The organism is Acinetobacter sp. YH12140 (genome assembly GCF_013418475.1).
Lineage (GTDB): Bacteria > Pseudomonadota > Gammaproteobacteria > Pseudomonadales > Moraxellaceae > Acinetobacter > Acinetobacter amyesii.
In genome coordinates, this window is record NZ_VPBZ01000002.1 from 1 (window position 1) to 25,981 (window position 25,981).

19 protein-coding genes, 2 tRNA genes and 1 pseudogene are annotated in these 25,981 nt (G+C 41.0%); 12 read left to right on the plus strand and 10 right to left on the minus strand.

Annotated elements, in window-relative coordinates:
* Nucleotides 1–211 (plus strand): hypothetical protein (locus FTU75_RS18240; protein ID WP_257223678.1); only part of this gene is annotated, 211 nt, incomplete at its 5' end.
* A gap of 56 nt (nucleotides 212–267) precedes the next feature.
* Here the strand turns inward: FTU75_RS18240 and FTU75_RS01565 are convergent.
* Nucleotides 268–1,455, minus strand: a complete 1,188-nt coding sequence (locus FTU75_RS01565) for a glycerophosphodiester phosphodiesterase (RefSeq protein WP_180114878.1) — start codon at nucleotides 1,453–1,455, stop codon at nucleotides 268–270.
* Nucleotides 1,456–1,731: 276 nt separating this feature from the next.
* On the opposite strand from FTU75_RS01565, the gene FTU75_RS01570 reads away from it, so the two are divergent.
* From FTU75_RS01570 to FTU75_RS01580, 3 genes are all read left to right on the plus strand, one after another.
* Nucleotides 1,732–4,833 carry a multidrug efflux RND transporter permease subunit gene (locus FTU75_RS01570; protein WP_180114880.1) on the plus strand — a complete coding sequence of 1,034 codons (3,102 nt, stop codon included), beginning with the start codon at nucleotides 1,732–1,734 and terminating at the stop codon, nucleotides 4,831–4,833.
* Between the two features lie 232 nt (nucleotides 4,834–5,065).
* A complete protein-coding gene (mgtE, locus tag FTU75_RS01575) occupies nucleotides 5,066–6,409 on the plus strand; it encodes a magnesium transporter (protein WP_180114882.1) in 1,344 nt (447 codons plus the stop codon).
* An 80-nt stretch (nucleotides 6,410–6,489) separates the two neighbouring features.
* The gene (locus tag FTU75_RS01580) at nucleotides 6,490–7,080 is read left to right on the plus strand and encodes a DUF4112 domain-containing protein (protein WP_180114884.1); all 591 of its coding nucleotides are present in this window, start codon (nucleotides 6,490–6,492) and stop codon (nucleotides 7,078–7,080) included.
* Nucleotides 7,081–7,244: 164 nt separating this feature from the next.
* On the opposite strand, the gene htpX is transcribed toward FTU75_RS01580, so the two are convergent.
* Together htpX and FTU75_RS01590 are read right to left on the minus strand one after the other, a co-directional pair.
* Complete coding sequence (htpX, locus tag FTU75_RS01585) at nucleotides 7,245–8,150, minus strand: protease HtpX (protein ID WP_078192146.1); 906 nt, start codon at nucleotides 8,148–8,150, stop codon at nucleotides 7,245–7,247.
* Nucleotides 8,151–8,283: 133 nt separating this feature from the next.
* Nucleotides 8,284–9,147: a lytic transglycosylase domain-containing protein gene (locus FTU75_RS01590; RefSeq protein ID WP_180114886.1), complete on the minus strand. Its 864-nt coding sequence runs from the start codon at nucleotides 9,145–9,147 to the stop codon at nucleotides 8,284–8,286.
* A 498-nt stretch (nucleotides 9,148–9,645) separates the two neighbouring features.
* Here FTU75_RS01590 and ttcA point away from each other — a divergent pair, with 498 nt between their 5' ends.
* A complete protein-coding gene (ttcA, locus tag FTU75_RS01595) occupies nucleotides 9,646–10,575 on the plus strand; it encodes a tRNA 2-thiocytidine(32) synthetase TtcA (RefSeq protein WP_078192144.1) in 930 nt (309 codons plus the stop codon).
* A 222-nt stretch (nucleotides 10,576–10,797) separates the two neighbouring features.
* Nucleotides 10,798–11,181 (plus strand): SCP2 sterol-binding domain-containing protein, encoded by a 384-nt coding sequence (locus FTU75_RS01600; protein WP_078190434.1) that lies wholly within the window; start codon nucleotides 10,798–10,800, stop codon nucleotides 11,179–11,181.
* A 76-nt stretch (nucleotides 11,182–11,257) separates the two neighbouring features.
* On the opposite strand, the gene FTU75_RS01605 is transcribed toward FTU75_RS01600, so the two are convergent.
* Nucleotides 11,258–12,370, minus strand: a complete 1,113-nt coding sequence (locus tag FTU75_RS01605; protein WP_180114888.1) for a transglycosylase SLT domain-containing protein — start codon at nucleotides 12,368–12,370, stop codon at nucleotides 11,258–11,260.
* A 365-nt stretch (nucleotides 12,371–12,735) separates the two neighbouring features.
* On the opposite strand from FTU75_RS01605, the gene greB reads away from it, so the two are divergent.
* The 6 genes and pseudogenes from greB (at nucleotide 12,736) to epmA (ending at nucleotide 16,800) form a co-directional block, all read left to right on the plus strand.
* Entirely contained in the window at nucleotides 12,736–13,230 is a 495-nt protein-coding gene (gene greB / locus FTU75_RS01610) for a transcription elongation factor GreB (RefSeq protein ID WP_180114890.1), read from the plus strand.
* Nucleotides 13,231–13,316: 86 nt separating this feature from the next.
* Nucleotides 13,317–13,406 (plus strand) — tRNA-Ser (locus tag FTU75_RS01615).
* Between the two features lie 229 nt (nucleotides 13,407–13,635).
* Nucleotides 13,636–13,725: transfer RNA gene (locus tag FTU75_RS01620), tRNA-Ser, on the plus strand.
* Nucleotides 13,726–13,890: 165 nt separating this feature from the next.
* Nucleotides 13,891–14,643, plus strand: a pseudogene (locus FTU75_RS01625) (class II aldolase/adducin family protein).
* 115 nt (nucleotides 14,644–14,758) lie between these two features.
* Complete coding sequence (locus tag FTU75_RS01630) at nucleotides 14,759–15,826, plus strand: 4-phosphoerythronate dehydrogenase (protein WP_180114892.1); 1,068 nt, start codon at nucleotides 14,759–14,761, stop codon at nucleotides 15,824–15,826.
* 5 nt (nucleotides 15,827–15,831) lie between these two features.
* A complete protein-coding gene (epmA, locus tag FTU75_RS01635; protein WP_373685843.1) occupies nucleotides 15,832–16,800 on the plus strand; it encodes an EF-P lysine aminoacylase EpmA in 969 nt (322 codons plus the stop codon).
* A 135-nt stretch (nucleotides 16,801–16,935) separates the two neighbouring features.
* On the opposite strand, the gene FTU75_RS01640 is transcribed toward epmA, so the two are convergent.
* The 6 genes from FTU75_RS01640 to metF form a co-directional block, all read right to left on the minus strand.
* The gene (locus tag FTU75_RS01640) at nucleotides 16,936–17,409 is read right to left on the minus strand and encodes a hypothetical protein (RefSeq protein ID WP_180114897.1); all 474 of its coding nucleotides are present in this window, start codon (nucleotides 17,407–17,409) and stop codon (nucleotides 16,936–16,938) included.
* Between the two features lie 161 nt (nucleotides 17,410–17,570).
* Nucleotides 17,571–18,812 carry a multifunctional CCA addition/repair protein gene (locus FTU75_RS01645; protein ID WP_180114899.1) on the minus strand — a complete coding sequence of 414 codons (1,242 nt, stop codon included), beginning with the start codon at nucleotides 18,810–18,812 and terminating at the stop codon, nucleotides 17,571–17,573.
* Nucleotides 18,813–18,893: 81 nt separating this feature from the next.
* Nucleotides 18,894–21,173, minus strand: a complete 2,280-nt coding sequence (locus tag FTU75_RS01650) for an NADP-dependent malic enzyme (RefSeq protein WP_180114902.1) — start codon at nucleotides 21,171–21,173, stop codon at nucleotides 18,894–18,896.
* A 140-nt stretch (nucleotides 21,174–21,313) separates the two neighbouring features.
* Nucleotides 21,314–24,190, minus strand: a complete 2,877-nt coding sequence (locus FTU75_RS01655; protein ID WP_180114905.1) for an EAL domain-containing protein — start codon at nucleotides 24,188–24,190, stop codon at nucleotides 21,314–21,316.
* Between the two features lie 183 nt (nucleotides 24,191–24,373).
* Entirely contained in the window at nucleotides 24,374–25,087 is a 714-nt protein-coding gene (locus tag FTU75_RS01660) for a 16S rRNA (uracil(1498)-N(3))-methyltransferase (protein WP_180114907.1), read from the minus strand.
* A gap of 32 nt (nucleotides 25,088–25,119) precedes the next feature.
* Nucleotides 25,120–25,956 carry a methylenetetrahydrofolate reductase [NAD(P)H] gene (metF, locus tag FTU75_RS01665; protein WP_180114909.1) on the minus strand — a complete coding sequence of 279 codons (837 nt, stop codon included), beginning with the start codon at nucleotides 25,954–25,956 and terminating at the stop codon, nucleotides 25,120–25,122.
* Nucleotides 25,957–25,981 lie beyond the last annotated feature (25 nt).

Consider the following 25,981-nt stretch of genomic DNA (forward strand, 5'->3'; position numbering starts at 1 on the left):
CAGAGCTCCGACAGCTCCGACAGCTCCGACAGCTCCGACAGCTCCGACAGCTCCGACAGCTCCGACAGCTCCGACAGCTCCGACAGCTCCGACAGCTCCGACAGCTCCGACAGCTCCGACAGCTCCGACAGCTCCGACAGCTCCGACAGCTCCAGCACCTCAGCCAGTGGCAACGCAGTCAGCCGCAGAATATTTGGCAAACCCGCTTTAAGGTTTCCATTGAACAATAAAAAAGACGCCTCGGCGTCTTTTTTAAATTTAGGAAAACTAGGGCTTTTGCAGTTGTGTTAAGGTTTTGCGTGCCAGTCCCGGATCATCTGCAAATACACCATCTACACCAGCTTTATAGAAGTTTTCAAATTCTTTAGCCGCACCGGTATCACAACGTTCGGTTGCCACTGAGCTACATTTTAAATAGTCAGGTAAAAAACCATTTTCAGGTCTGAGCGTATAAGGATGGACTTTCAAACCAGCAGCATGGGCATCTTTGACAAAACTGGTTTGTTTAAACTCAATGTTTGAAAAGATATACGTTTTACTAGGACCCACACCATCTGCATATTTTGCCACTGATTTTAGGCCTTCTGCTGTTGCTAAGCTTGCATAATTTTGAGGTGAGCTTTGTTGCTGTAAGTCACCCGGTATTGCAGTTGGGCTATCTAATAATTGAATAATTTTGCCATGTTTGAGGGTTTTCTTTTGCGTGAGTTGATCACGTAAGTATTTAAGATTGGTGGTTTCAAAGGACTGTAAATATACAGGCGCGATATCACGTGTATAACTGTATTTAGCAAGCGTGGAGAGTAAACGATCTTCCATGGCTAGATTTTGCTGTTGGAAAAATGTTGGGTGCTTGGTTTCAATATATAAACCAACAATTTTCCCAGTTTTTTTATAGTGAGCATCGGCAAGTTCAATGATTTGTTCGAGCGTTGGGATGCTGTATTGATCATTATATTGAGTGTTATTAGGGCGATATTGAGCAATACGCTCACGTGCTTTTACATTTTGAGTCAGTTCATTCAAATTAAAGTCTTCCGTAAACCATCCTGTATAGTCGATACCATCGATTTTTTTGGTGGTTTTTCGATCCGCAAATTGTGACAGCGTACTAATATTGGTAGTCCCTGAAATTTCACTTTCATGGCGCGCAACCAGATAGCCATCCTTGGTTGGCACTAAATCGGGTTCGATAAAATCCGCACCATCATCAATCGCTTTTTGATATGCGGCAAGAGTATGCTCAGGTCGCAAAGCACTGGCACCACGATGCCCAACAATGACAAAACCTGTATCAGGCAAAATAGGGGGCTTGGTGACATGGGTTTTATCGTCATCCGAATTACATGCAGATAAACCAAAAACGCTAAAAAGGAGCAGTGAAGACACGCCCCATGAGGATTTCACTTTGCTAGTTATGGCTAGATTTAACTGTTTTGTTAATTGTTTTTGCATGGCTGCCTCTGCATCTTTTTATATAAATGAATGATGTTGCAGGCATACATTGCAGGGCAGTGGCTAAGACTTCATGACAGAGGCGGTTTTGTCACATAAATTTACTAAAATAGCTGAAATGGAGGCTCTCCATATTTTCTACATATTTCGCTTCAAGCAAGGTTTTTATGTAGTCTAGGCTTGTAATCAAGCACATTGTGATTGATTATCAATAAGATTTTTTGAAAAAATCAATCAACATATTTTATTTCATTAATTGAAAAGTGACATGGACTGATGCTGTCTAAGTTTTTTATTTATCGACCGATTTTTGCAGGTGTCTTGGCGATCATCGTCATGGCGCTCGGGCTATTTGCTGTCCTCAATTTACCGGTAGAGCGCTATCCAGATATTGCGCCACCACGAATTACGGTCAGCGCAAGTTATAGCGGTGCGTCAGCAGAAACAGTTGAGGAAAGTGTCACACAAGTTCTTGAGCAACAGATTAAAGGAATTGATCACCTTTTATATTTTAGTTCAAGCAGTGACTCTTCAGGTCGAAGCCGGATCAGCATCAGTTTTGAAAATGGTACTGACCCAGATACCGCTCAAGTACAAGTACAAAATGCCATAAATGGGGTAATCAATCGGCTGCCCGAAGATGTGCAGCGCCAAGGGGTAAATGTCTATAAATCTTTGGGTGATACCCATATGGTTATCGGCCTCTATGATGAGACCGGCAAGAGTTCGAATATCGAACTTGGCGACTATATGATGACGCATCTAGAACAGGATATTGCTCGAATTGAGGGTATCGGTGAAGTCGATGTTTTTGGTTCACAATTTGCCATGCGCATATGGCTCAATCCACTGAAGCTGAAGCAATATAGCCTCATGCCCAGTGATATCCGTGCGGCTGTTGAATCACAAAATACGCAGGTTGCAGCCGGAGCCGTAGGTGAATTGCCCAGTGTTTCGGATCAATATCTTAATGCAAAAGTCACATCAGGTTCACGTTTAAAGTCAGTTGAAGAATTTGAAAATATTATTGTCAAATCTGCACGAGACGGCAGTTTTGTCTATTTAAAAGATGTTGCACGTGTTGAATTGGGTGCGGAAAATTATTCAGGGGTGAATACCATTAATGGATATCCATCTTCAGGGATGGGGATCTCATTGGCTTCTGGGGCGAATGCACTTGAAACCTCAGCCTTAATTAAGCAAGAAATTGAACAGTTAGCGAAGCAGTTACCTGCCGGTTATAAAATTGTTTATCCACGGGATAACACGCCATTTGTACAAGAATCGATTAAAGAAGTGGTGAAAACATTATTCGAAGCCGTTTTATTGGTGGTTTTGGTGATGTTTATCTTCTTGCAAAATTGGCGAGCAACGCTGATACCTGCGATTACCGTGCCTGTGGTGATTCTAGGGACTTTAGCGATTTTATATGCTTTGGGCATGACCATTAACACACTCACATTGTTTGCATTGGTATTGGCCATCGGTCTGTTGGTCGATGATGCGATTGTTGTGGTGGAAAACGTCGAACGTTTAATGCATGAACAACAGTTAACAGCAAAACAAGCGGCCATCGAGTCGATGCATGAAATTAGCGGGGCATTAATCGGAATTACTTTGGTATTAACAGCTGTATTTATTCCCATGGCGTTCTTTGGTGGCTCAACGGGCGTGATCTATAGACAATTTTCCATCACACTTGTGGCTGCAATGGGCTTGTCACTGATGGTTGCGCTGATTTTAACCCCTGCATTATGTGCCTTAATTTTAAAACCCAATCCGAAACCGCAGCGCTGGGCGATTTGGTTTAACGCCAAATTAGAGATTTTAAAAACCAAATATTTGACACTTGCACAAGCCACGGTTCGTTATCGCTTATGGACGGTGGTTTTGTTTGCGGGGCTCATTACGGTATTTGCTTTGTTTTATCGTGCTTTGCCGACCAGTTTTATTCCTAGTGAAGACCAAGGTATTTTGAGTGTGCAACTTAAATTACAAGAAGGTGCACCGATGTCGAAAAGTCGTGAGGTCGGTGAACAAATTAGGCAGTACTTTTTAACTGAAGAAAAGCAAAATGTTGATTTGGTGATGATTCGTTATGGACGAAATTTTTCTGGTACGGGTCAAAACTTAGGGCAAGGCTTTATTGCACTGAAGCATTGGGATGAACGTTCAGGACAACACAATTCAGCGCAAGCGATTCGTGAACGTGCTATGAAACATTTTAAAAAATTTAACAATGCACAAATCAATGTCAGCATGCCGTCCTCTGTCAGTGGCCTTGGGCAAACCGATGGTCTGGAATTTTGGCTGCGAGATATGAATGGTGAAGGCCGTGCTTATCTCGATGCGCAATTTAAAAGCTTGCAAGAAAAATCTTCACAATTCAGCAGTTTCGAAAATTTAGACAAACGCTCAAACCCCGATAAAGCCGAGCTAAAAGTGGATATTGATCAAAAACAAGCAATGGCCTTGGGGTTAACTCAAAATGCGATTAATAGCACCATGAGTAGCGCATGGGGCGGTAGCTATATCAACGATTTTATCGACCGTGGGCGCATTAAACGCGTCATGATGCAGGCAGATGCCGAATTCCGTTCTAAACCAGAAGATTTAGCTTATTGGCATGTACGTAATGACCAAAATGAAATGATTCCATTTAGTAATTTTTCAACCATTGGTTGGAGTGGTGGTCCAGAAGTTGTTAATCGTTTCATGGGCTATACCGCATTACAAATGGAAGCGGATACAGCCAAAAATGTCTCAAGTGGACAAGCCATGCAGGATGTTAAAGCTTTAGTTGATCAAGTGCCGGGTGTGGACGTGGCATGGAGTGGGTTATCCTTTGAAGAGCAAAAATCAAGTCATCAAGCGTTTTGGCTATATTTAGTCTCGATTGGATTTATTTTCCTCTGTCTTGCTGCCCTATATGAAAGTTGGAGTATTCCAACTGCAGTCATGAGTGCGATTCCACTTGGGATAGGCGGTAATATTTTGTTTAGCTACATGGCCGGTTTTCCAAATGACATCTATTTCCAAATTGCTCTACTGACAACAATTGGTTTGTCCTGTAAAAACGCGATCTTGATTGTAGAGTTTGCAGCGATGGCACAAGAAAAAGGCAAACATGTAATCGAAGCTGCAATGGAAGGCGCAGCACTTCGTTTACGTCCTATTTTGATGACCTCTTTGGCTTTTGGTGCGGGAGTGGTTCCTTTAGTTCTTGCTTTTGGTGCAGGTGCAGCCAGTCGCCAAGAGATTGGGGTGAGCGTACTCGGTGGGGTAATATTCGGTACGGTTTTGGTGCTGATTTTTATTCCGTTTATGTATGTGATGGTCCGATCTATTTTTAAAATCAAGCCGGTGTCTGAAACTTAGAAATAATTCACGCACAGCGTATCGCTCCACTAAAAGCCACCGTGAAAGCTTGAGTACATCGCGGTGGTTTTTTATGTCGCCAAATTTATGTCACCAAACTTTCGACAGGGAATTTTCACAGAGAATTTTCGCAAAGAACGTTCACCGAGAACATATTGAAGAGATTTGAAACTCTTTAGTTTATCCTTCAAAATGTGCTCTACATAGAAAGATTAAAATAAGAGTGAGTTGAATGGCGGATTTAATACAAAGACAGCGTGAAATTTCCGCTTTGCTGCAACAACAAAATTATGCAGCAGCAGTTTTCGCTTTACAGCCTCTGAACTACGCTGATCAGGCTCGTTTAATTCAGCAATTTCCAATCGAAGATCAAATCGAGTTACTTTCAGGTTTAGACCATCAGGGCTTGGTATTTGAGTTTTTCCCGTTTGAGTCACAGCGACAGCTGATTTCACGTTATCCACTGCGTCTACAAATTGAACTATTTGATGATATGCATTCTGATGATGCAACGGACTTATATAAAAGTTTAACTGATGCAGAACAAGATCGGATTTATCAACAACTTGATCAAGATACCCAAGAGCATCTAAAGGCGTTATCTGCATATGCAGAAGAGTCTGCAGGCGCAATCATGAGCTCAGACTATGTCAGTATGCCTGCTGACTTTACCATGCAACAAGCCATAGAGGCCTTGCGCCATGAACCGCATGACCGTGAAACCCTATATTTAATTTATGTCACCAATGATCAGTTTCAATTAGAAGGGGTGATTTCACTGCGGCAAATTTTGCAGGCCGATCGTGATTCACGGATTCAACAGGTGATGACCAAAGATGTGGTGACCGGCTGGATAGATGAAGACCAAGAGAGTATTGCGCAAAAATTGGCTGAATATGATTTTATGGCCTTACCGATTGTGGATCATGCCCAGCGTTTGATGGGGATTGTCACCTATGATGATGCGATGGATGTGGTACAGGCTGAAACCACTGAAGACTTTTTAAAAGCCAGTGCGGTGAGTACCGAACCAGGTATGAGCATTAATAAAGCACCGATTTTAAAGTTGTATCAAAAGCGGGTGTTCTGGTTGGTGATATTGGTCTTTGGCAGCTTATTGTCCGGATTAGGCATTTCATATTATGAAGACATCATTGCCGCACATATCGTCTTGGTTTTTTTCTTACCCTTACTGGTCGGAAGTGGAGGCAATGCAGGTTCACAGTCTGCGACTTTAATGGTGCGAGCGCTTGCCACAGGGGATGTAAAAATTCGAGATTGGTTTTATTTGTTGGGACGGGAGACGCTCGTCGCACTTTGCCTCGGCGGAACCATGGCCATTGCTGTATCGATTTTAGGCTACTACCGTGGTGATGCAACCGTCGCTTTAGTCTTGGCTTTAAGTATGATGGGCATCGTATTGCTCGGTTGTTTAATTGGGATGAGTTTGCCCTTTATACTCAACAAGTTAAAGCTCGATCCTGCAAGTGCATCTGCACCATTGGTAACCTCGATTTGTGATGCGACCGGCGTGGTGGTGTATTTGATGATTGCATCGCAATTGCTTAATTTATAGAGATTAGCATTTTGCTACAGATTGAAGACTTCTAATATGTTTTAATCTCAGTGATTTACACGGTTTTTATTGGATAAAACATGACTGAACCATTAAAACAAAAAATGTCAAAGCAAGAAGTCATTCGTCTTGAACGCGATCTCGCAAAGTTTGCCAATATGATGGACTCGGTGGTTCGAATTCCATTTACCCGACAAGGGGTAGGTGCAGATGCAGCGTTGAGTACCATTCCGGTCGCTGGTGATATCGCAGGATTCGTCTTGACCTGCTATGCCGTCTATAAAGCCAAACAGATTGGCGTACCACAAGCCAAATTAAATGGTGTGATGAAACTCGCGGTTATGGATGCTGTCGTGGGGTTTATTCCTGTTGCAGGGACGATCTTCGATGTGTTTATTCGACCGAGCCGTAAAGCTTTAGATGTCGTACACACGCATATTCGCGAAGAATATCAAATCAGTACAGACCAACATGTGGTACATCCGTTTTTACATGAAAAATTAGAAGAGAAACAACAGCAATCGGCTTTTTGGCGCAACCCTGTGGTTGCATGGATATGGATCCATATCCCAGATATACTCGGGTTGATTTTCTTATTAATCTTTATCTTTGCAATTTATATGGGTGGTTCATTGCTTTGGCAATGGTTAAAGGCCAATGGAGTATTGTAGATAGAAATGCCTTGTTACTTGAACGCGATCACTGAGAGGCTATTCAATTGAAAGATCGTTTAACTGAAAGATTATTGATAAGAAAGTAAATGTTCGGAGAAAAAAATTAGACTTAAAAAAGCCTCCATAGGGAGGCTTTTTTACCACATACATTAGATGCTCGATTATGGGCAATCTAATTGTTGTAATGCCGCAACACGTTGTTCAATCGTTGGGTGTGTTTGGAACAAAGCAGCTAAACTGAAACCTTGTTCTTGACCCGCAGAAATTGCAAAGGCTTTCATTTCTTTTGGCATTTGATCTGGCATTTCAGATTCTGCTTGTAAACGTAACAGGGCAGAAATCATCGCTTGTTTACCTGCTAAACGCGCACCAGCTTCATCGGCACGGTATTCACGGTAGCGAGAGAACCACATCACAATGGCAGACGCTGCGATACCAAAAACAATATCTAATACAATCGTAATGACAAAATATGCGATACCCGGTGCTTCACCATCTTCACGACCAAAGACATTACGGTCAATGAAATCACCTGCTACACGCGCAAAGAACATCACAAAGGCGTTGACTACACCTTGCACCAATGCAAGGGTAACCATATCACCATTAGCTACGTGACCAATTTCGTGAGCGAGTACGGCACGGAGCTCGTCTTTGTTCATACGCTCAAGTAGACCGGTAGAAACCGCCACTAAAGCATCATTTTTGTTCCAGCCTGTTGCAAAGGCATTTGACTGGTACGATGGGAAAATACCCACTTCTGGCATTTTGATACCAGAACGTTGTGCCAGTTGCGCAACTTCGTTAAGTAACCATGCTTCAGCTTGGTTACGTGGTGCATTAGGGTCAATCAGCTCTGTACCCGTGGTTTTCTTCGCCATCCATTTTGACATGAATAGTGAGATCATTGAACCCACCATACCGAACACAAAACAGATTACGAGCAAATTGCCTAAATTTAAGCCGCCTGCACCGTGGTAACTACCGACACCGAAGAGTGACAAGATTATGCCAGCTACAACCAGTACCGCGAGGTTGGTTAGCAAGAACAAACCAATCCGCATCATTGGGTAAATCCTCTTATTATAGAAAAATGATCTGATTTACAAATAAAAATCATTAAACTCAATATGAGGTGAAAGTCTTAAAATTTCAAGGAAAAATTAGTAAAACAGATGCAATTTTACAAAATCAGTGAATTTATTCATTGAAATAAATACGCGCTGAAGCAGACGCATTTGCTGTGGCAAATGAACCTGAAGGTGCGTCGGTAAAACTACCACTGTCTGTTTGAATAATTTGACGTGCCGATGATTTAGCAACCGTAGGGGCAGCAGCATGATAATTATCCGAACTGGCAATAATCCGACCACTATTTGAAGCGCTATTGGAATTGCTCGAACCCGAGACACTTAAACTACCAGCATATAGGTTGTTGTAGCGGCTAGTGACACGGCGGACATAATCTTGTGTTTCGCGAAAAGGTGGGATACCACCATATTTTGCGACATTGCCTTCACCTGCGTTATAACCAGCTAAGGCAAGTGAGGTGTTACCATTAAAACGTTTCAGTAGCCAAGATAAATATCGAGCACCAGCCATAATGTTCTGATGAGGATCATAAGCATTTGTTACATTGAAGCGACGTGCCGTGGCAGGCATGAGCTGCATTAAACCTTGAGCCCCAACAGGTGAACGAGCATTAGTGTTAAAGCCTGATTCGGTATGCATCACCGCTTTGATTAGACCTTCGGAAACACCATGTTGGGCCGCTGCTTGTTTAATAATATTGTCAAAGGCATTTTTATTCCTACTATAGCTGGGTAACACAGACGCTTCATTTGAGCCCCAGTTACTATAACTATGGATATTACTGTCCGGATAGTAGGTTTTTTTCTCAACTTTTAGATTGCTATAGCGGCCTTGTTTATTGGTCAGTAACGTTGTGCCATTACTTTCACGCAATTGATAAATCGTTTGGCCGGCAAAAATGTTTGGTGCTGCTAAACTGATAGCCACACTTCCACCTAATAACAGCCCCAAAGTCCAAGTCATGTTTTTCATTTTATTGTGAAGAAAAAATTCTGTCCCCAAACAGTTAAAGAGAGTTTATCAAAAAATAATTAGATGAAAAGGCTTCATAGACTGATTTCTTCTTTACTTTGTAAAAATCAAGTCATTTTGACGATTCAATAATCAAAAAAAATATTTATTTTTTTTTAATGAGCTTAACTTGACACACCTAAGTTATTGATAATTAAATATTTATAAATTGATCAAAAAATGATCAATTTAAATAAAAGCCTTAAAATAAGGGCGGCTCACCTTGTCAAGTCATTTAGAATCCACAAAGTTATCCACAGCTTTTGTGGACAACTGTGGAAAAGTCCAAAAGATAAGCATTTGGGCTAAAAAATGAATTGTACCGTATAAAATAATGCACTGAAGATTACGTGATCATGACAGTATTTCTACTTTTTTCGGAAATTACATTCTTTTGATGCGAGAAGTCTGCGAATCGGATAAAATTGCGCGGTATTTTTTTTTAGGTTTAACTCGTCTATGTTCTCGCCAGTTGAGTCCGAACAAGGATTTAATTTCAAACCAGAACTACCAACTAGCTCTGCGTATTATCGTTTATTGAAAAAGCTACGCCGTCAGGTCGGTCATGCTATTCGTGATTTTAAAATGATCGAAGAGGGTGACAAAGTGATGGTCTGTATTTCAGGCGGTAAGGACAGTTATACCCTGCTCGACATTTTGTTGCAGTTTAAGCGTATCGCACCGATTAATTTTGATGTGGTTGCGGTCAACCTTGACCAAAAACAGCCGGGTTTCCCTGAAGACGTATTGCCACGTTATTTAGAAGAAAACAAAATTCCGTATTACATCTTAGAAAAAGATACTTACAGCATTACCAAACGTTTAACACCAGAAGGTAAAACGTACTGCGCAGTGTGCTCGCGTCTACGTCGTGGTTCGTTATACGGCTTTGCTCAAGAAATTGGGGCGACGAAAGTGGCTTTAGGTCATCACCGTGATGATATTTTGGCGACGTTCTTTTTGAACTTGTTCCATGGCGGCAGCTTAAAAGCCATGCCACCGAAATTATTGTCTTCTGACAAAAAGAACATTTTGATTCGTCCACTGGCTTATGTGGAAGAAAAAGACATTATCAAATATGCAGAAATGCGTAAGTTCCCAATTATCCCGTGTAATTTGTGTGGTTCTCAAGAAAACTTACAACGTGCGATGCTAAATGATATGCTGCGTACTTGGGATAAAGAATTTCCAAAACGTTTACACAGTATTTTTGGTGCGTTGCAAAATGTATCACCTTCACAACTGGCTGACCGTGAGTTATTCGACTTTGAAGCCCTAGATGAACAACGCGAATTTGACTTTAAAAATAGCGAAAGTTGTTCAACTGAAGAAGGTGAGTCAGAAAGCAAACGCATTAATATGGTGAACTTAGGGTTTATGGCAGATTAACCCGAAAACCTCATCACGCAAAAGGCATTCTACGGAATGCCTTTTTTATGCTTATGATTTTTCACATTTTGTTGTTAAACAGTTAAATATTGAACGGCGCGTACAAAAAACTTTAGCCTTTTCACAAATGATCATGCTATAACAAACCTCAAGCAAAATATGCTTGCACTGATGTTGTCCGGAACGGCAACACACACGAACAAAATAAATTGAGGAAAGATCATGCCTGCTTTTTTAACTGATGATTGGTTTTCAACTGTAGAAACTCTGACAGCTCAAGCTGGTGATTTAAACTTACCACCTGCATTGGCTAATCTTGCAATTAACCTTGTAGTTGCTGACGCTGCAGGCAATACTGAATTGTCATTAGACGGTGGTGCAATTAAAAAAGGTTTATCTTCAAACGCGAAAACAACTTTGAACATGGATGCCGAAACTTTACGTAAAGTATTCCTTGAGTTTGATATGGCTGCAGCGATGCAAGCGTTTATGACAGGCAAAATAAAAGTACAAGGTGATATGTCACAATTGATGGCATTGCAAACAGCAAAACCAAGTACTGAGCAAAAAGATTTATTCAAAAAAGTACTTGAGCAAACTGCTTAAGTCTAAAACGAAAAAAGCTTACCCGAAGGTAAGCTTTTTTTTGTGCGCTCACATGTAAATGTTAGGTGGATGTATATTAGATATTCACCAGTTGAGGTGTGGTTTTAATATGTTCCAAATAAGCACGAATACGCGTGACATATTGCACAGCTTGACGATAACGACTATTGCTGGCCTTGTTACGGTCTAGATAAGCATATAAATTCACCCACTTATTCGGGTTTTTACCTTGAGATTGGACGCGCTTTTGAATCTGACTTACAGCACCAGGACCCATGTTATAAGCCACTAAGGCATACCAATTACGATCAGGGTAGGGAATGTTGCTATAACGGTTTAACATTTGGTCATAGTACTTTGCACCACCTTGAATGCTTTGAGTCGCATCTGTACGGTTGCTCACACCCATGGCTTTTGCTGTACTGTTGGTCAGCATCATAATGCCACGAACACCCGTTGGGGATACCGAGTCAGGTTTGAGGTAAGACTCTTGATAACCAATCGCTGCCAATAAATGCCAGTCTAGATCGTATTGCTTGGCCGTGTTTTTAAAACTTGCCTTATAGATCGGCATACGTTTACTTAAATCACGTTGAATCACATTCCAAGAATCTTGTTTGACCACATTACGGTTGTAGAATGATGCCAACTGTCCAATTGCGCCATTTTGTTTGGCACGGCAAATAAAACCACTCGCGGTTTGGCTTAGTGGATCATCTGCATTTTTAAATACCCAGTTTAAGTTGCTGTTTAAACCATTCTTTTTTAAAGAAACGGTATCACCACAACTGGCTGAAAATGACGTCAAATGCTTGGCTTCAATGGTACTCATTTCGGCAGTGGTCATAGCAAAATTGGCTTGACCTTTGGCAACCATTTTTAAAGCAGTGGCATTGTCATTCACTGTTTTAAAATCTAATTGGACATTTAAACTTTCTGCATAGTTACGTGCAAGGTCGTAACCAAAACCATGTCGATGTTTACCATCCTGAAAAACAATGGCAGGATTGGCAACTGCAACAACAGTGAGTTTATTACTGTTGACGACAGCATCATATTGATGTGCTGTTTTGCTGGCATTAATACTGTGAAAAGGAATTAAGACAGTACTAAGTGCAAGCGCTTTAAATGGGAGAGAGTTAAAAGAGTTAAGGCAAAGCCTCGACCCAGAAGTTGAACTACTGTGCATGTTGTCTCCGCTACAAGTAATTTATGCCCTAAAAAGCAAAGGCAAACAGGCCTCAGACTTTTTCAAGTTTGATAAATTCAATAAGGGTTGGGCAGTCATGACGTCATTCAAAAATGACTAGGGGGTTTCGGGAAATATGTAGAAAATCTACACTGGATAAAAATTAAACAAGCCTAAAAGATGTGCGCATAATAATGAGCAAAAAAATACTTGTCAAATTTTGTACGAAAAAATATTAAAATATGTAACATAAACAATTGATTTTGTTTGGGAATAAATTTTATATACTTTGACTGTGTAGAAATTGAGGATAAAATAGGCATGTTTGGTAAAAATCAGCACTTGCTCAAGGCCTAAAAATCGTCATGAAATCTAACTTAATTACCCGTGGTGGACACGATTTATTGGTCGCTGAACTTCAACATTTATGGCATGAAGAGCGACCTGAAATTACTAAAAAAGTGAACTGGGCGGCTAGTCTTGGAGATCGTTCGGAAAACGCGGATTATCAATATAATAAGCAATTGTTACGCAAAATTGACCGACGTGTACGCTACTTGGGAAAACGTTTGGAAGAGCTTCGTATTATCGATTACTCACCCGAACAAAAAGGGAAAGTCTATTTTGGGGCATGGGTTGATATTGAAAATGAAGACGGCGAACACAAAACGCTAAGAATCGTGGGGGTAGATGAAATTTATGATCATCATCCGCAACATATCTCAATTGATTCACCTATGGCTCGGGCACTCTTATCCAAGCAAGTGGATGATGAAGTCGAAGTCCTAACCCCGCTAGGAAAAAAATGTTGGTATATCAATTCAATTCGTTATGAAATGGGCGAAAGTACTGAAAAATAACAAACTGCTCTTATTTTGTTCAATTGGACGTGTTTTTTACAAAATAATTTGCCATTGCTGAATTTTATTTATATGATGGCGGCCATGGAAGCGTGGCAGAGCGGTTTAATGCACCGGTCTTGAAAACCGACGAGGGCGCGAGTCCTCCGTGAGTTCGAATCTCACCGCTTCCGCCAAATTCAAAAACCCTGATGTTTTTAGCATCAGGGTTTTTTTATGTGCGTAAATTTAGGCAATGCAATTTGCCTTGATCTCAATTCAATACATATTGATTCAGCTTCTATTTTTCAGCTCGAAGCCAAAATTTTACAATCGCCTAAATTTTGTATGAACGATTCGCCAAGTGTTCAAAATAAGGCAAAATAATTTGCCAATCTGAATTTTTATTTATATGATAGCGGCCATGGAAGCGTGGCAGAGCGGTTTAATGCACCGGTCTTGAAAACCGACGAGGGCGCGAGTCCTCCGTGAGTTCGAATCTCACCGCTTCCGCCATATTCAAAAACCCCAATGTTTTACATTGGGGTTTTTTTATTGCCTAAATTTTTGAATAGTTTTTTTCTACAGGCGAAGTTGATATACAGTATGAATATGACATGCTATTAATTATTCACAATAAACAGAAAACATAATTAATCGATTTAGAAAAGGAATTCATCCATGCAGAAACCAGAGCTTATTCATGAACTGGAATGGCAAGCGCGTTGTCAATTGGCGGCACTGTATCGCTTGGTGGCTTATTATAAAATGACCGACTTAATTGATACCCATATCAGCCTACGTTTAAGTCATGAACCGGAGCATTTTTTGATTAATCGTTATGGTGTGACCTTTGACAAAATGACAGCTTCTGATTTGGTCAAAATTGATCATGAAGGAAAAATTATTGAAACTTATGATGCAGGGAAGATGGTGAATGTCGCCGGCTTTGTAATTCATTCGGCCTTACATCATGCGCGTGCAAATATTAATTGTGTGATTCATACGCATACTGCAGATGGCGTGGCAGTTTCTGCGCAGGAACATGGATTATTGCCAATCTCACAACATGCGTTAAAGTTCTATCAGAACATTGCTTATCATGAATATGAGGGTATTGCCTTTTCAACTGAAGAGCGTGAAAGGTTGGTGCATGACATGGGTCATTATCGCTGCATGATTTTACGCAATCACGGCTTGCTTGCGACTGGAGATAATGTGGCACGGGCATTTCATGAAATTTACTTTTTAGAACGGGCTTGTCAAATTCAAGTAAAAGCGTTGTCGAGTGCTACATTGCATTATCCGAGTCCGAAGGTTTGTGAACATACGTTGCAGTAGTTTGAAAATCCGATGGCCGAGCCCATTATTCAAGCGGCTTGGCAGGCGGCCTTGTCTTTAATTGAAGATCAGCAGTCAGATTATTGTCGTTAATATAATTTTCTATCATTTAGCTTATAAAAAAATGGCGCTATGCTTTATGTGCAGAAGAATAGTCATGGCATGAGCAACGCGTTATCATGTTCGTAGTGGAATTATGAGATGAACTATGAAAATCGTTGCAGATGAAAATCTGGCATTTACTGAGTATTTTTTTACCGAATTTGGTGAAATAAAGCAAGCGGCAGGTCGAACATTGACCCATGAGGATGTCAAAGAAGCCGATGCATTATTGGTACGATCAGTGACTCAGGTAAATGCAGAATTAATTCAACAGACCGCACTCAAATTTGTCGGTAGTGCTACGATTGGAACAGATCATTTAGATATTACCGCTCTAGAAAAGCAGGGCATTGCTTGGTCAAATGCCGCAGGTTGTAATGCACAAGCGGTTGCTGAATATGTGATTACTGCATTGCTCTACGTTAAACCTGAATTGTTGAATGCAAATGAACAATTTACCTTGGGCATCGTTGGCTTAGGTAATGTCGGTTCACGTTTAGCCGTCATGGCAGAATTATTCGGTTGGAATGTCATTGGCTATGATCCATTTGTGCAATCTGATCAGGTGAAACAAGTTGAATTTGCAGAACTGTTAAAAAATACAGATGCGATTAGTATCCATGTGCCACTAACTAAAGTGGGGGAATATCCAACCTGTCATTTAATTAATGCTGCTGCACTTGCCGCTATGAAGCCTTCAGCGATTTTGATTAATTCCGCGCGTGGGCCAGTGGTCGAAGAAGCTGCCTTAATTGCCGATATTCAACAAACTCAGCGTAAAGTGGTCTTAGATGTTTTTGAACATGAGCCAGAGATTTCAGCAGCGTTGTTGGATTTAATTTACGTGGTGACACCCCATATTGCAGGCTACAGCTTGGAAGGTAAAGCACGTGGCACACAGATGATCTATGAAGCATTCTGTCAAACTTTCAATCAACCGATAAATAAAGCTTTTGAAAGTCAGTTACCCGTTTGTGAGCAGTATTTTACTAGTGCTGACTTAAAGACGGTATTACAGCGTTACTTAAAAGATATTTATGATATCGCTCGTGATGATGCCAACTTACGTGCTTGCCTAAAAGACGGCAAGGTGGATCAAAAAGCCTTTGATTATTTACGTAAAACCTATCCTTTACGCCGTGAATGGGCTGCACATGGAGGCCCAGCAGCATGAGCCAAATGAACTTTCAACCGAGTTGTGAACTCACTGCACTTCGTGCACGTGCCACGATGTATGCTCAAATTCGCCAGTTTTTTGCGGCACGTGATGTTCTTGAAGTAGAAACACCTGTACTTTCACAAGCGGGTGTCACCGATGTGCATTTAGCATCGGTACAAGCTCAGCGTCATGTGAATGGTCAAAAGCAAACGCATTATTTGCAAACTTCACCTGAATTTGCCATGAAGCGTCTGTTGGCAAGTGGCAGTGGGCCTATCTACCAAATCTGTAAAGTTTTCCGTGATGATGAACATGGACGTAAACACAACAGTGAATTCACCATGTTGGAATGGTACCGTCCGGGTTTTAGCTTAAAAGACTTGATGTTTGAAGTGACGGATTTACTGAATGTAACCTTGAAACAACGCTTTGGTGAAATTCGTCCGACTATTTTGAGCTATAAGCATGCCTTTATGGATCGTTTGGATTTGAACCCGTTACAAGCTTCTTTACAAGATCTAAAAGATTGCTGTCGTCGTGTGGGGCTAAGCTTAGATTTGGGTGAAGACCGTTTAGGCTATATCGATTTATTGTTTTCGCATTATGTTGAGCCGAGCCTCGGTTTTGATACGCCAGTGTTCCTTACAGATTTTCCACCTGAAATGGCTTCTTTGGCGAAAACCCGTGTGGACGAAGATGGGGAGTTGGTTGCAGCACGATTTGAGCTGTATATCGAAGGTTTAGAGTTAGCGAATGCTTATGATGAACTGATTGATGCGGATGTTTTACGCAGTCGTTTTGAGGCAGATAATGCAGAGCGCGCTAAACTTGGGTTGCATGTGATGCCGATTGATGAATATTTGCTTGCTGCATTACCGCATATGAGTGAGTGTGCAGGTATAGCCTTAGGCATTGATCGATTGCTAATGGTGGCAACGAATCAGTTAAAACTTGAAAAAGTCATTAGTTTTCCAGCAGCTGCGTCATAAGTGAACTGAATAGCTGCTGTCTTTAAATGCTTATACATTTTAGACAGCAGCATAGCTTTCAAATTTAAAAAGGCCTATCAACGTATAGATTGTGATTTAGCGATAATATGTCTAAATATTTATAAAAGATGCAATTTAATTACAGCAGAGTAGCTCAAATTTTATATAAATTATCAATGTCACAATAATAAAAAGAGTAATAAAGGCTATTTCAAGACCTTTATTTCTTTGAATTTTTTTATGATAGAAAACAATGCTGAGTGGGGAAAGAAAAAAGGAGACAATTATCGCCCACAGCCAGTTTAAATTTGGGCTTCTATCAATACTCCCGTCATTCTGTGTAGTCCAGTCTTGATGTGGATGAATAAAATCCACAGCAGCGCTCGCCAATAGAAAAATATTAATATAAAACATAACTCCCAAAACTATATAAAAAGGAATAGAGCTTATAAATGAACGCTTAATTATTAAGGAGCCTAAGGCTAACATTCCAAAAAATATCATGATGAGCTGTGGCAAACTTTTAAAAAGGGTTTGGGTAAAGCCCATCCCTACTAGGAGTCCGCAAAAGACAATAGCAATCAATATATTGGAAAGTTGTTTCTTCATTATTTTTATTCTTTTTACCTGTCTTAAATTGGGTTGAGTATCAGTATTTAATTTTCAGAGATGACACTAGATTATTTCAATTTTTCATTTATTTCAAAATACTTCGGCAGGCTTAACAGCAATGATGAAAGTCAATCCTCTCATTTCTGAGAGGATTTATTTTAAGCTGTAGGCGTGTTATGGCCGAGTTCATGCTTGAATTGTCCGATAGCTTCAATTCGTTTCTGAATCAACATTTCACCAATATCAGGGCCTTTCACATCTGAAGGTAAGTCAGAAGCCTTAATATTACGAACCACCTGCATGGCATCTAAAACGTATTTAGCTTGCGGATAGGCACGATCCTCTAAACCTAAGCGACCACGTGAATCACATTCACAGGCTTGTACAAAGGCCTCTACGCGTTCAGGACGGCGTAGCACATCCATACGTTGTAACAGGCGCCACAAGGTACCCGGTTTTAAACTCAAGGCTTGATGGCATTTTAAATGTTCTTTACACACTGAGATAGCCAATTGTTTGGTATTGGTGGGAACACGCATACGGTCACAGACATCAGTAACTGGTTTTACACCACGCTCTTCATGCATGATATGGCGCGGTAACTCATCTACTGGAGTAAGTGCTTTGCCTAAGTCGTGTACCAGTACAGCAAAACGAACATCCAAAGAATAATTTGCACGACACGCTTGTTGTAGCGACATCATGGTATGAATGCCACAGTCTATTTCAGGATGATATTCAGGACGCTGTGGAATACCGTATAACGCATCAATTTCAGGGAACAAGACTTTTAAAGCGCCACAGGCTCTTAATACCTCAAAATATTCATCTGCGTGGTCTTCCATTAATGCACGAGACGTTTCCTTCCATACACGTTCAGGTGTAAGGGCTTCAAGCTCGCCAGATTTGGCAAGCTCTTGCATCAGTTCCAATGTTTCATCAGCCACTTTAAAACCTAAAGCTTTATAACGTGCCGCAAAACGTGCAATCCGCAGAACTCGCAAAGGATCTTCGACGAAGGCATTAGACACGTGGCGAAGGACACGCTGTTCTAGATCACGTTGACCGCCATAGGGGTCATAGACATTACCTGCATCATCCATGGCAATCGCATTGATCGTGAGGTCACGTCGAATGAGATCTTGTTCGAGTGTGACATTGACGTCGGTATAAAATTCAAAGCCATGATACCCATGTCCAGACTTACGTTCTGTACGGGCTAAGGCATATTCGTCTTTGGTCTCTGGATGAAGAAAAACAGGGAAATCTTTACCCACAGGTTGATAACCTTGAGCAAGTAATTGTTCCGGCGTTGCACCGACAACGACATAATCTTTTTCGTGATAGGGGTGCCCGAGCAAGTGATCTCGAACTGCACCGCCTACTAAATAAACTTGCATGAAAAAACCTCTATTCTTAGAGCAATCATGCTACAGAACAGAGGTTTTCTCAAGTCACAAAGTGTGTTCAGGTCAACTAAATTAGAGCGCTAATTTTTCGTTTTCTTGAATCTCTGCAACAGTTAATGCAGTCATATTCACTAAACGGCGAGTTGTCGCTGTTGGTGTTAAAATATGAACAGGTTTTGCAGCACCCAAAAGAATTGGGCCAATCGTGACGTTACTACCTGAAGTTGATTTCAACAAGTTGAACGAAATGTTCGCTGCATCTAGATTTGGCATAATCAGCAAGTTCGCAGAACCTTTAAAACGTGAGTTCGGGTATGCGAAATGACGAATATTTTCATCCAGTGCGGCATCACCATGCATTTCACCTTCAACTTCAAGTTCTGGTGCAATTTCTGACAAAATATCATAAACCTTACGCATTTTTTGTGCGCTAGGATCGTTTTGGTCTGAACCGAAACTTGAGTGAGAAAGCAATGCTACACGCGGCGTAATACCAAAACGGCGTACTTCTTCAGCCGCTAAAATAGTCATTTCAGCAAGCTGTTCAGCTGTTGGATTACGGTTAATGTAAGTATCGGCAATAAACAAGTTACGGTCTTCAAGCATCAATGCATTCAGCGTGAAGAAATTATTGCGGCCTTCTTTTAGACCAATCACATTGCTGACGAAGTCTAAGTGAATGTCGTAGCTTGAATATGTACCACACAGCATGCCGTCAGCCACACCATGGCGAACCAGCATTGCCGCAATAAGTGTAGAACGACGACGTGCTTCACGCTGAGCATATTCAGGCGTTACACCTTTACGCTGCATGATGCTGTAGTAATCGTCAGCAAACTTATCGTAATCAGGGTTTTTCTCTTGATCGACGATAGTGATGTTCACGCCGTCTTCAAGACGTAGACCTAATTTTTTGATGTTTGCTTCAATGACTGCAGGACGGCCTACAAGAATTGGTTTTGCTAAACCTTCATCAACAGCAATTTGTACTGCGCGAAGTACACGTAAATCTTCACCTTCAGCATATGCAATACGTTTTGGATCAGTTTTCGCTTGCGCAAAAATTGGTTTCATCATGAATGCAGAGTTATAAACAAACTCAGACAAACGTTGACGATATGCAGAGAAGTCTTGAATTGGACGAGTTGCAACACCTGAATCCATCGCTGCTTGCGCAATAGCAGGTGCAATTTCAAGAATCAAACGTTGATCTAATGGGCGCGGAATGAGGTAATCACGACCAAATGAAGCAGATTTTTCACCATATGATGCAGCATCAGCTTCGACATGTGCCATGCGAGCAATCGCATGTACACAAGCAATCTTCATCTCTTCATTAATTGTGGTTGCACCAACATCTAGTGCGCCACGGAAGATATAAGGGAAGCAAAGCGCATTGTTCACTTGGTTTGGATAGTCTGAACGACCAGTTGCCATAATCACGTCTGGACGTGCTTCATGTGCATGTTCAGGAAGAATTTCAGGGTCTGGGTTAGCAAGGGCAAAGATGATCGGATCTTTCGCCATGACTTTAACCATTTCTTTGGTCAAAATACCTGCTGCAGAAAGACCAAGGAACATGTCCGCACCTTCCATTACATCAGCAAGCTGAGAGCCTTCGATGTCTTGAACGTATGCCTTTTTCGACTCATCCAAGCCTTCACGTCTAGTCGTCAATAAACCGCGTGAATCTGCCACAACGATGTTTTCTTTTTTCACGCCAAGTGCGCAAAGTAAGTTCAAACATGAAAGGGCAGCAGCACCTGCGCCAGAAGCGACAATTTTGATTTCTTCAATTTTTTTGCCATTGAGTTGAAGTGCATTCAGTAATGCAGAACCCACAATGATTGATGTACCGTGTTGGTCATCATGGAACACAGGAATATTCATGCGTTCACGAAGTTTTTGCTCGATGTAGAAACACTCTGGGGCCTTGATGTCTTCAAGGTTGATACCACCGAAAGTTGGTTCCAATGCTGCAACGATATCTACGATTTTGTCTGGATCGTTTTCAGCAATTTCAATGTCAAAAACATCAACACCAGCGAATTTTTTGAATAGAACGCCTTTACCTTCCATAACAGGTTTTGACGCTAAAGGACCAATGTTACCTAAGCCCAGTACGGCTGTACCGTTACTGACTACAGCAACAAGATTACCGCGCGCTGTGTAAAGTGCAGCAGTAGATGGGTCGCGTTCAATTTCTAAACAAGGTGCAGCGACACCTGGCGAGTATGCGAGGGCTAAATCGTGTTGGTTGACCAATTGTTTGCTTGGTGTAACGCTGATTTTCCCCGGAGTTGGAAATTCGTGATAATACAAAGCCTGCTGTTTTAAAGATTGATCGTCCATCTGTATCTCGATTGTGTTTTGTTTATCCAATATAAAGCTGCAATGCTTGCTTTATCCGCTTGAATATAACATTAGTTGCACAGTTGGGACAGTCGAAGTCGCGTCTTTTTCAGACAATCTTATAGCTCAGGCATAGTGACTTATATTAAGTAAGTATAAGCAGGCGAAGAGATATTATTTTCAAGGAACACGGTTGCCTCTTCTTGTGGCAGTGGCTTAGAGAAAAAATAGCCTTGAGCAATGTCACATTCTAAGTCTTGTAGATACTGTAACTGTTGTTCAGTTTCAATCCCTTCAGCGACTACCGTCATGCCCATCGCTTTACCCATGGCAATCATGGCACTAACGATGGCCAATTGTTTATTTTCACCAATTTTAGAGATAAAACTGCGGTCTATTTTTAAAATATCAATTGGAAAATCAGCCAGATAGGATAGAGATGAGTAGCCCGTACCAAAATCATCAAGTGAAATATTGATTTTACGTTTTTTTATTTCGTTTAATAGTTCACGTACTGAATCTAGATTTTCGACCAAAGAAGATTCTGTAATTTCCAGTTCCAGACTGGCACCATCAATTTGATTGGCATCTATCGCTTCATCTAGATCATTTAATAATTGTCCACGGCGCAGTTGCTGCGCAACAATATTGACGGATACACAAATATTTTGATAACCCAAATTATTCCAAAAACAAATTTGCTGCGCGGTTTTTTGCAGGACAAAACGCCCGATATCGGAAATTAAACTGGTTTGTTCTGCTAAAGGAATAAATAAGCCCGGTGGTATTAAGCCTTTTTCAGGATGATTCCAGCGCACCAAGGCTTCAAAACCGTAAATATTTTTATCACGGAAATTGATCTTCGGTTGGTAATACACCACCAGCTCATTATTTTGAATGGCTTTACGCAAGTCGCGTTCCAAGAAGATCCCTTGCTCTAATAATGCGGTATTTTCATTGGAATAATAACGTGTAGTATTGCCTCCCAAATTTTTGGCTTCGCTCAGCGCTTGTTCCGCACAGTTATTTAGATAATCTAGCTGACGGCCATGCTCAGGGTAGAACGCTACACCCATCGATAAGGTGATGACATGATCTTGGCCAAAAATATTAAATGGAATGCTAAAGGCTTTATTGATGCGTTCACAATGCTCTTGCACAGAAGGGCGGATGTGTGAAATTTCATACACAATCGCAAAATCATCGCCATTTAAGTGTGCGACAAACAGAGCTTCGGCATTGGTTAGACGTAAACGCTGTGCGACTTGGCGTAACAGCTCGTCACCACCATTGTTGCTGAGATATTCATTTAATGGACGGAAACGGTCGATGTTTAAACGAATGACAGCCAACTGTTTAATCGAATCTTGTTGCGAAACTAAATACTGATGCAGTTGATAGTTGTAATAAAAACGGTTCGGTAAATCCGTTAAAGTGTCATAATTTTCTAAATAAGATAAACGTTGTTCTTGCAATTTACGTTCTGTTAAATCTGAGACAATTCCAATGTAATGGGTGACGCGATTTTGATCATCTGTAATCGCATTAATATGCATCCATAGCGTCAGTTCTTTACCTGAAAGAAATTTTTCGTGCAATTCACCATCATACTCACCAATTTTCAGCACTTGTTTAATGATCGAGTAGTGCATACTACGTTGAATTGATTTGTAATTTGCAGTGATATCAAAAAGATGTTTACCAATAATTTGGTCGTAGTTAAAGCCGGTTAATTGTTCGTAAAACGGATTGACTTCGATATAGCACAGCTCTTCATTTAAAATGAAAATCCCTTCAGCAGCTTGTTCGAGTACACTGGCTGCAAGTTTTAAACGTTCCTGAGATGTCCGTTCTTGATGTATATCACGTCGAATACCGACCATGCGCAATGGCTTACGATTATCTGGATCGCGTTGAATGACCCGTCCAATATCATGTACCCAACTCCATTTCCCTTGACTGTTTTGAATCCGATAAGTGGCCTCATAACGGTCTTTAAATCCACGTAGATGTTGAATCATCGCTGATTTAAAATGTGGGATATCATCAGGATGGATCACATGTTGTAACTGTTGCTGATGCTCTTTCGAATGTCTAAGGGTTTTTTCTTGCTTATAGTTGGTGACAACGATTTTACGGTCTTTGATGTTCCAATCCCAAGGACGTAAACCGGCGATTTCATGCGCAAGGACTAAATTGGCTTGTTGGTTTTCTAAATCCTTGTTCATTTGCTCAATGTCGAAGGTCCGCTCTTTAACTTTCTGTTCAAGGATTTGGTTACCCAGTTGTAGCTGTAATTCGATGTCTCGTGATTTGTTGACTTCATCTTGGAGCTGCTGACACAGTTCATCAGTCCATTTGACTTGTTGCTTGGCACTATCGACCAGTAGGTTATTTTTAGCATGTAAAGTCGATACACGACGATGAATTCGATATGACGTCATGGCGCACATTAGAATCACAATGAGCCCAAAATTAATACTCAAGCTAAATAAGTGATTTGAGCCATCTAAGAAAAAGAACTGTGCAATCAGATAGGGCACGATAGACGGGATAAAGGCTAAACAAAAATAATTAAGTTTTTGCGTCAAATAGGTCAAACCAAAGGTTTGCGTCACGATCAATAGTAGGGCAGAGAGTGTCAGGGCTTGAATTGGTTCAAAGCTTTGATTGGTCGCAGGCAAATAATAAAAAATTAAAAAAATACCGCTCGCAATCAGTGTGCCGACAGAAAAACATTGAAATTGTAGCCAACGATGCGCAATCATCAGTGAGTATTGTTCGGGTTTAAAATAAACTGTGCTAATCAGCCAGCATAAACTGACAAAAACTTCTGTAAAAATAAACCAAATATTGAAATACAAAGATGGCGATTTATAAAAAATTTGATATATCGAAAAAATATATAAGCAAATAATCAGAATACTGACTAAAAAATAGCGGCTATGGCGAATCGTGTTCGCAATTTGAGCAGTATGATTGTACTGCTTGATATATTCATCTTGTTTATACGTCATGAATATAAAAACCCTGCCTTAACTAAATCTAGATCGTTGTATTTGTATTGTTCCTGAGAGTGTTTGTTTATTCTTGGTAACAAATCATTTGTTTTTATTGACTCTAGGGTAATTGCGTTACAAATAAAAAGCAATATCAAGGATGCCATCATTGATGCTTTCAGATGAACTATCGAGTAAAAATTAAATAAATTTATAATTTAAAATTGAAAGTGCAACTACAGGCGCAGTTTCTGTGCGAAGGACACGCTCACCGATACACCAGTTCACGAAACCTTTCTCATTTGCTGCCCTGATCTCTGCTTCGCTCAAGCCACCTTCAGGGCCAATCAGTAAGGCAACGTGCGGGTCAGCATCAGCTAATACATCAACTTCATCTTTATTGGGTGCGAGTACCAATTTTGTTGTCGGTAGGTCACTTTCCAACCATTTTTCAAGGGGAAGAGGCGGAAGTACTTTAGGAACAATGTTGAGTCCACACTGTTCGCAAGCAGCAATAGCAATGCCTTGCCAATGGTCAAGTTTCTTTTGATCACGATCGTACTTCAAACGCATCTCACAACGTTCTGAAGTGAGTAGTTGAATTTCAGAAACACCGAGTTCCACCGCTTTTTGAATCGCATAATCCATGCGGTCGCCTTTACTCATCACTTGACCCAATAGTGCCGTAAAATGTGGTGTGCGATTGCTTGGATTGAATTGCAAAACTTGAACGGCAGCCGACTTTTTAGCGATTTCAATCAATTCAACATGGTATTCGCCACCTTGTCCATTGAACAAAGTGGCTGTTTCTCCCACTTGAGCACGTAAAACTTTTACCCAGTGATGAAACACTGTTTCCGTTAATTCAACAGTCGTATCAACAGTTAAATCAGCTTCAATATAAAAACGTGGCATTAAAGTTTTACTCTCAAATAGGTCGAAATGTCTTATGCTAGACCGAGGTCTTTCACAAGTTGGCGTGTAGGGTCCGTGGTGTTCATGGTATAGAAGTGCAAGCTTGGCGCACCACCAGCAATCAGGCGTTCGCAAAGTTTTACAATCACTTCATGACCAAAGGCTTTGATTGACGCTGTGTCGTCGCCATAAGTCGCAAGCTGTTTGCGAATCCAACGTGGAATTTCTGCACCTGTACCATCAGCAAAGCGAATTAAATTACTTGCATTGGTAATAGGCATGATGCCTGGAGCGACAGGAATGTTCACGCCTGCTTTTTGAATGCGTTCTACAAAGTAGAAATAGGCATCTGGATTGAAGAAGAACTGTGTGAGTGCTGCGTTTGCGCCTGCATTGGCTTTGTCGCAGAAACGTTTGATGTCGAGATCAAAGCTGTCTGCTTGCGGGTGCATTTCTGGGTATGCTGCAACTTCAATTTTGAAATGATCACCAGTGTGCTCACGAATGAAACGTACCAAGTCCGTTGCATAAGGCAATTCGCCTAAGCCCACTTGACCAGACGGCAAGTCGCCGCGCAGCGCAACAATACGGTCAATGCCTTGCGATTTATACAAATCCAGCAATTCAGCAATACGTTCTTTGCTGTCACCAATACAAGACAGGTGAGGGGCAACCGGTGTGCCTTTACCGTTGAAATCATTCAATGTAGACAAAGTGCGTTCACGGGTAGAACCGCCTGCACCATAAGTCACAGAGAAAAATTCAGGATTTAATAATTGTAGTTCTTGGTGTACAACTTTAAGTTTTTCCGCGCCCGCATCAGTTTTGGTTGGGAAGAACTCAAAGGAAATAGGAATCTGTTTTGACATGTTCAAATCCTTTTTTATAAATACT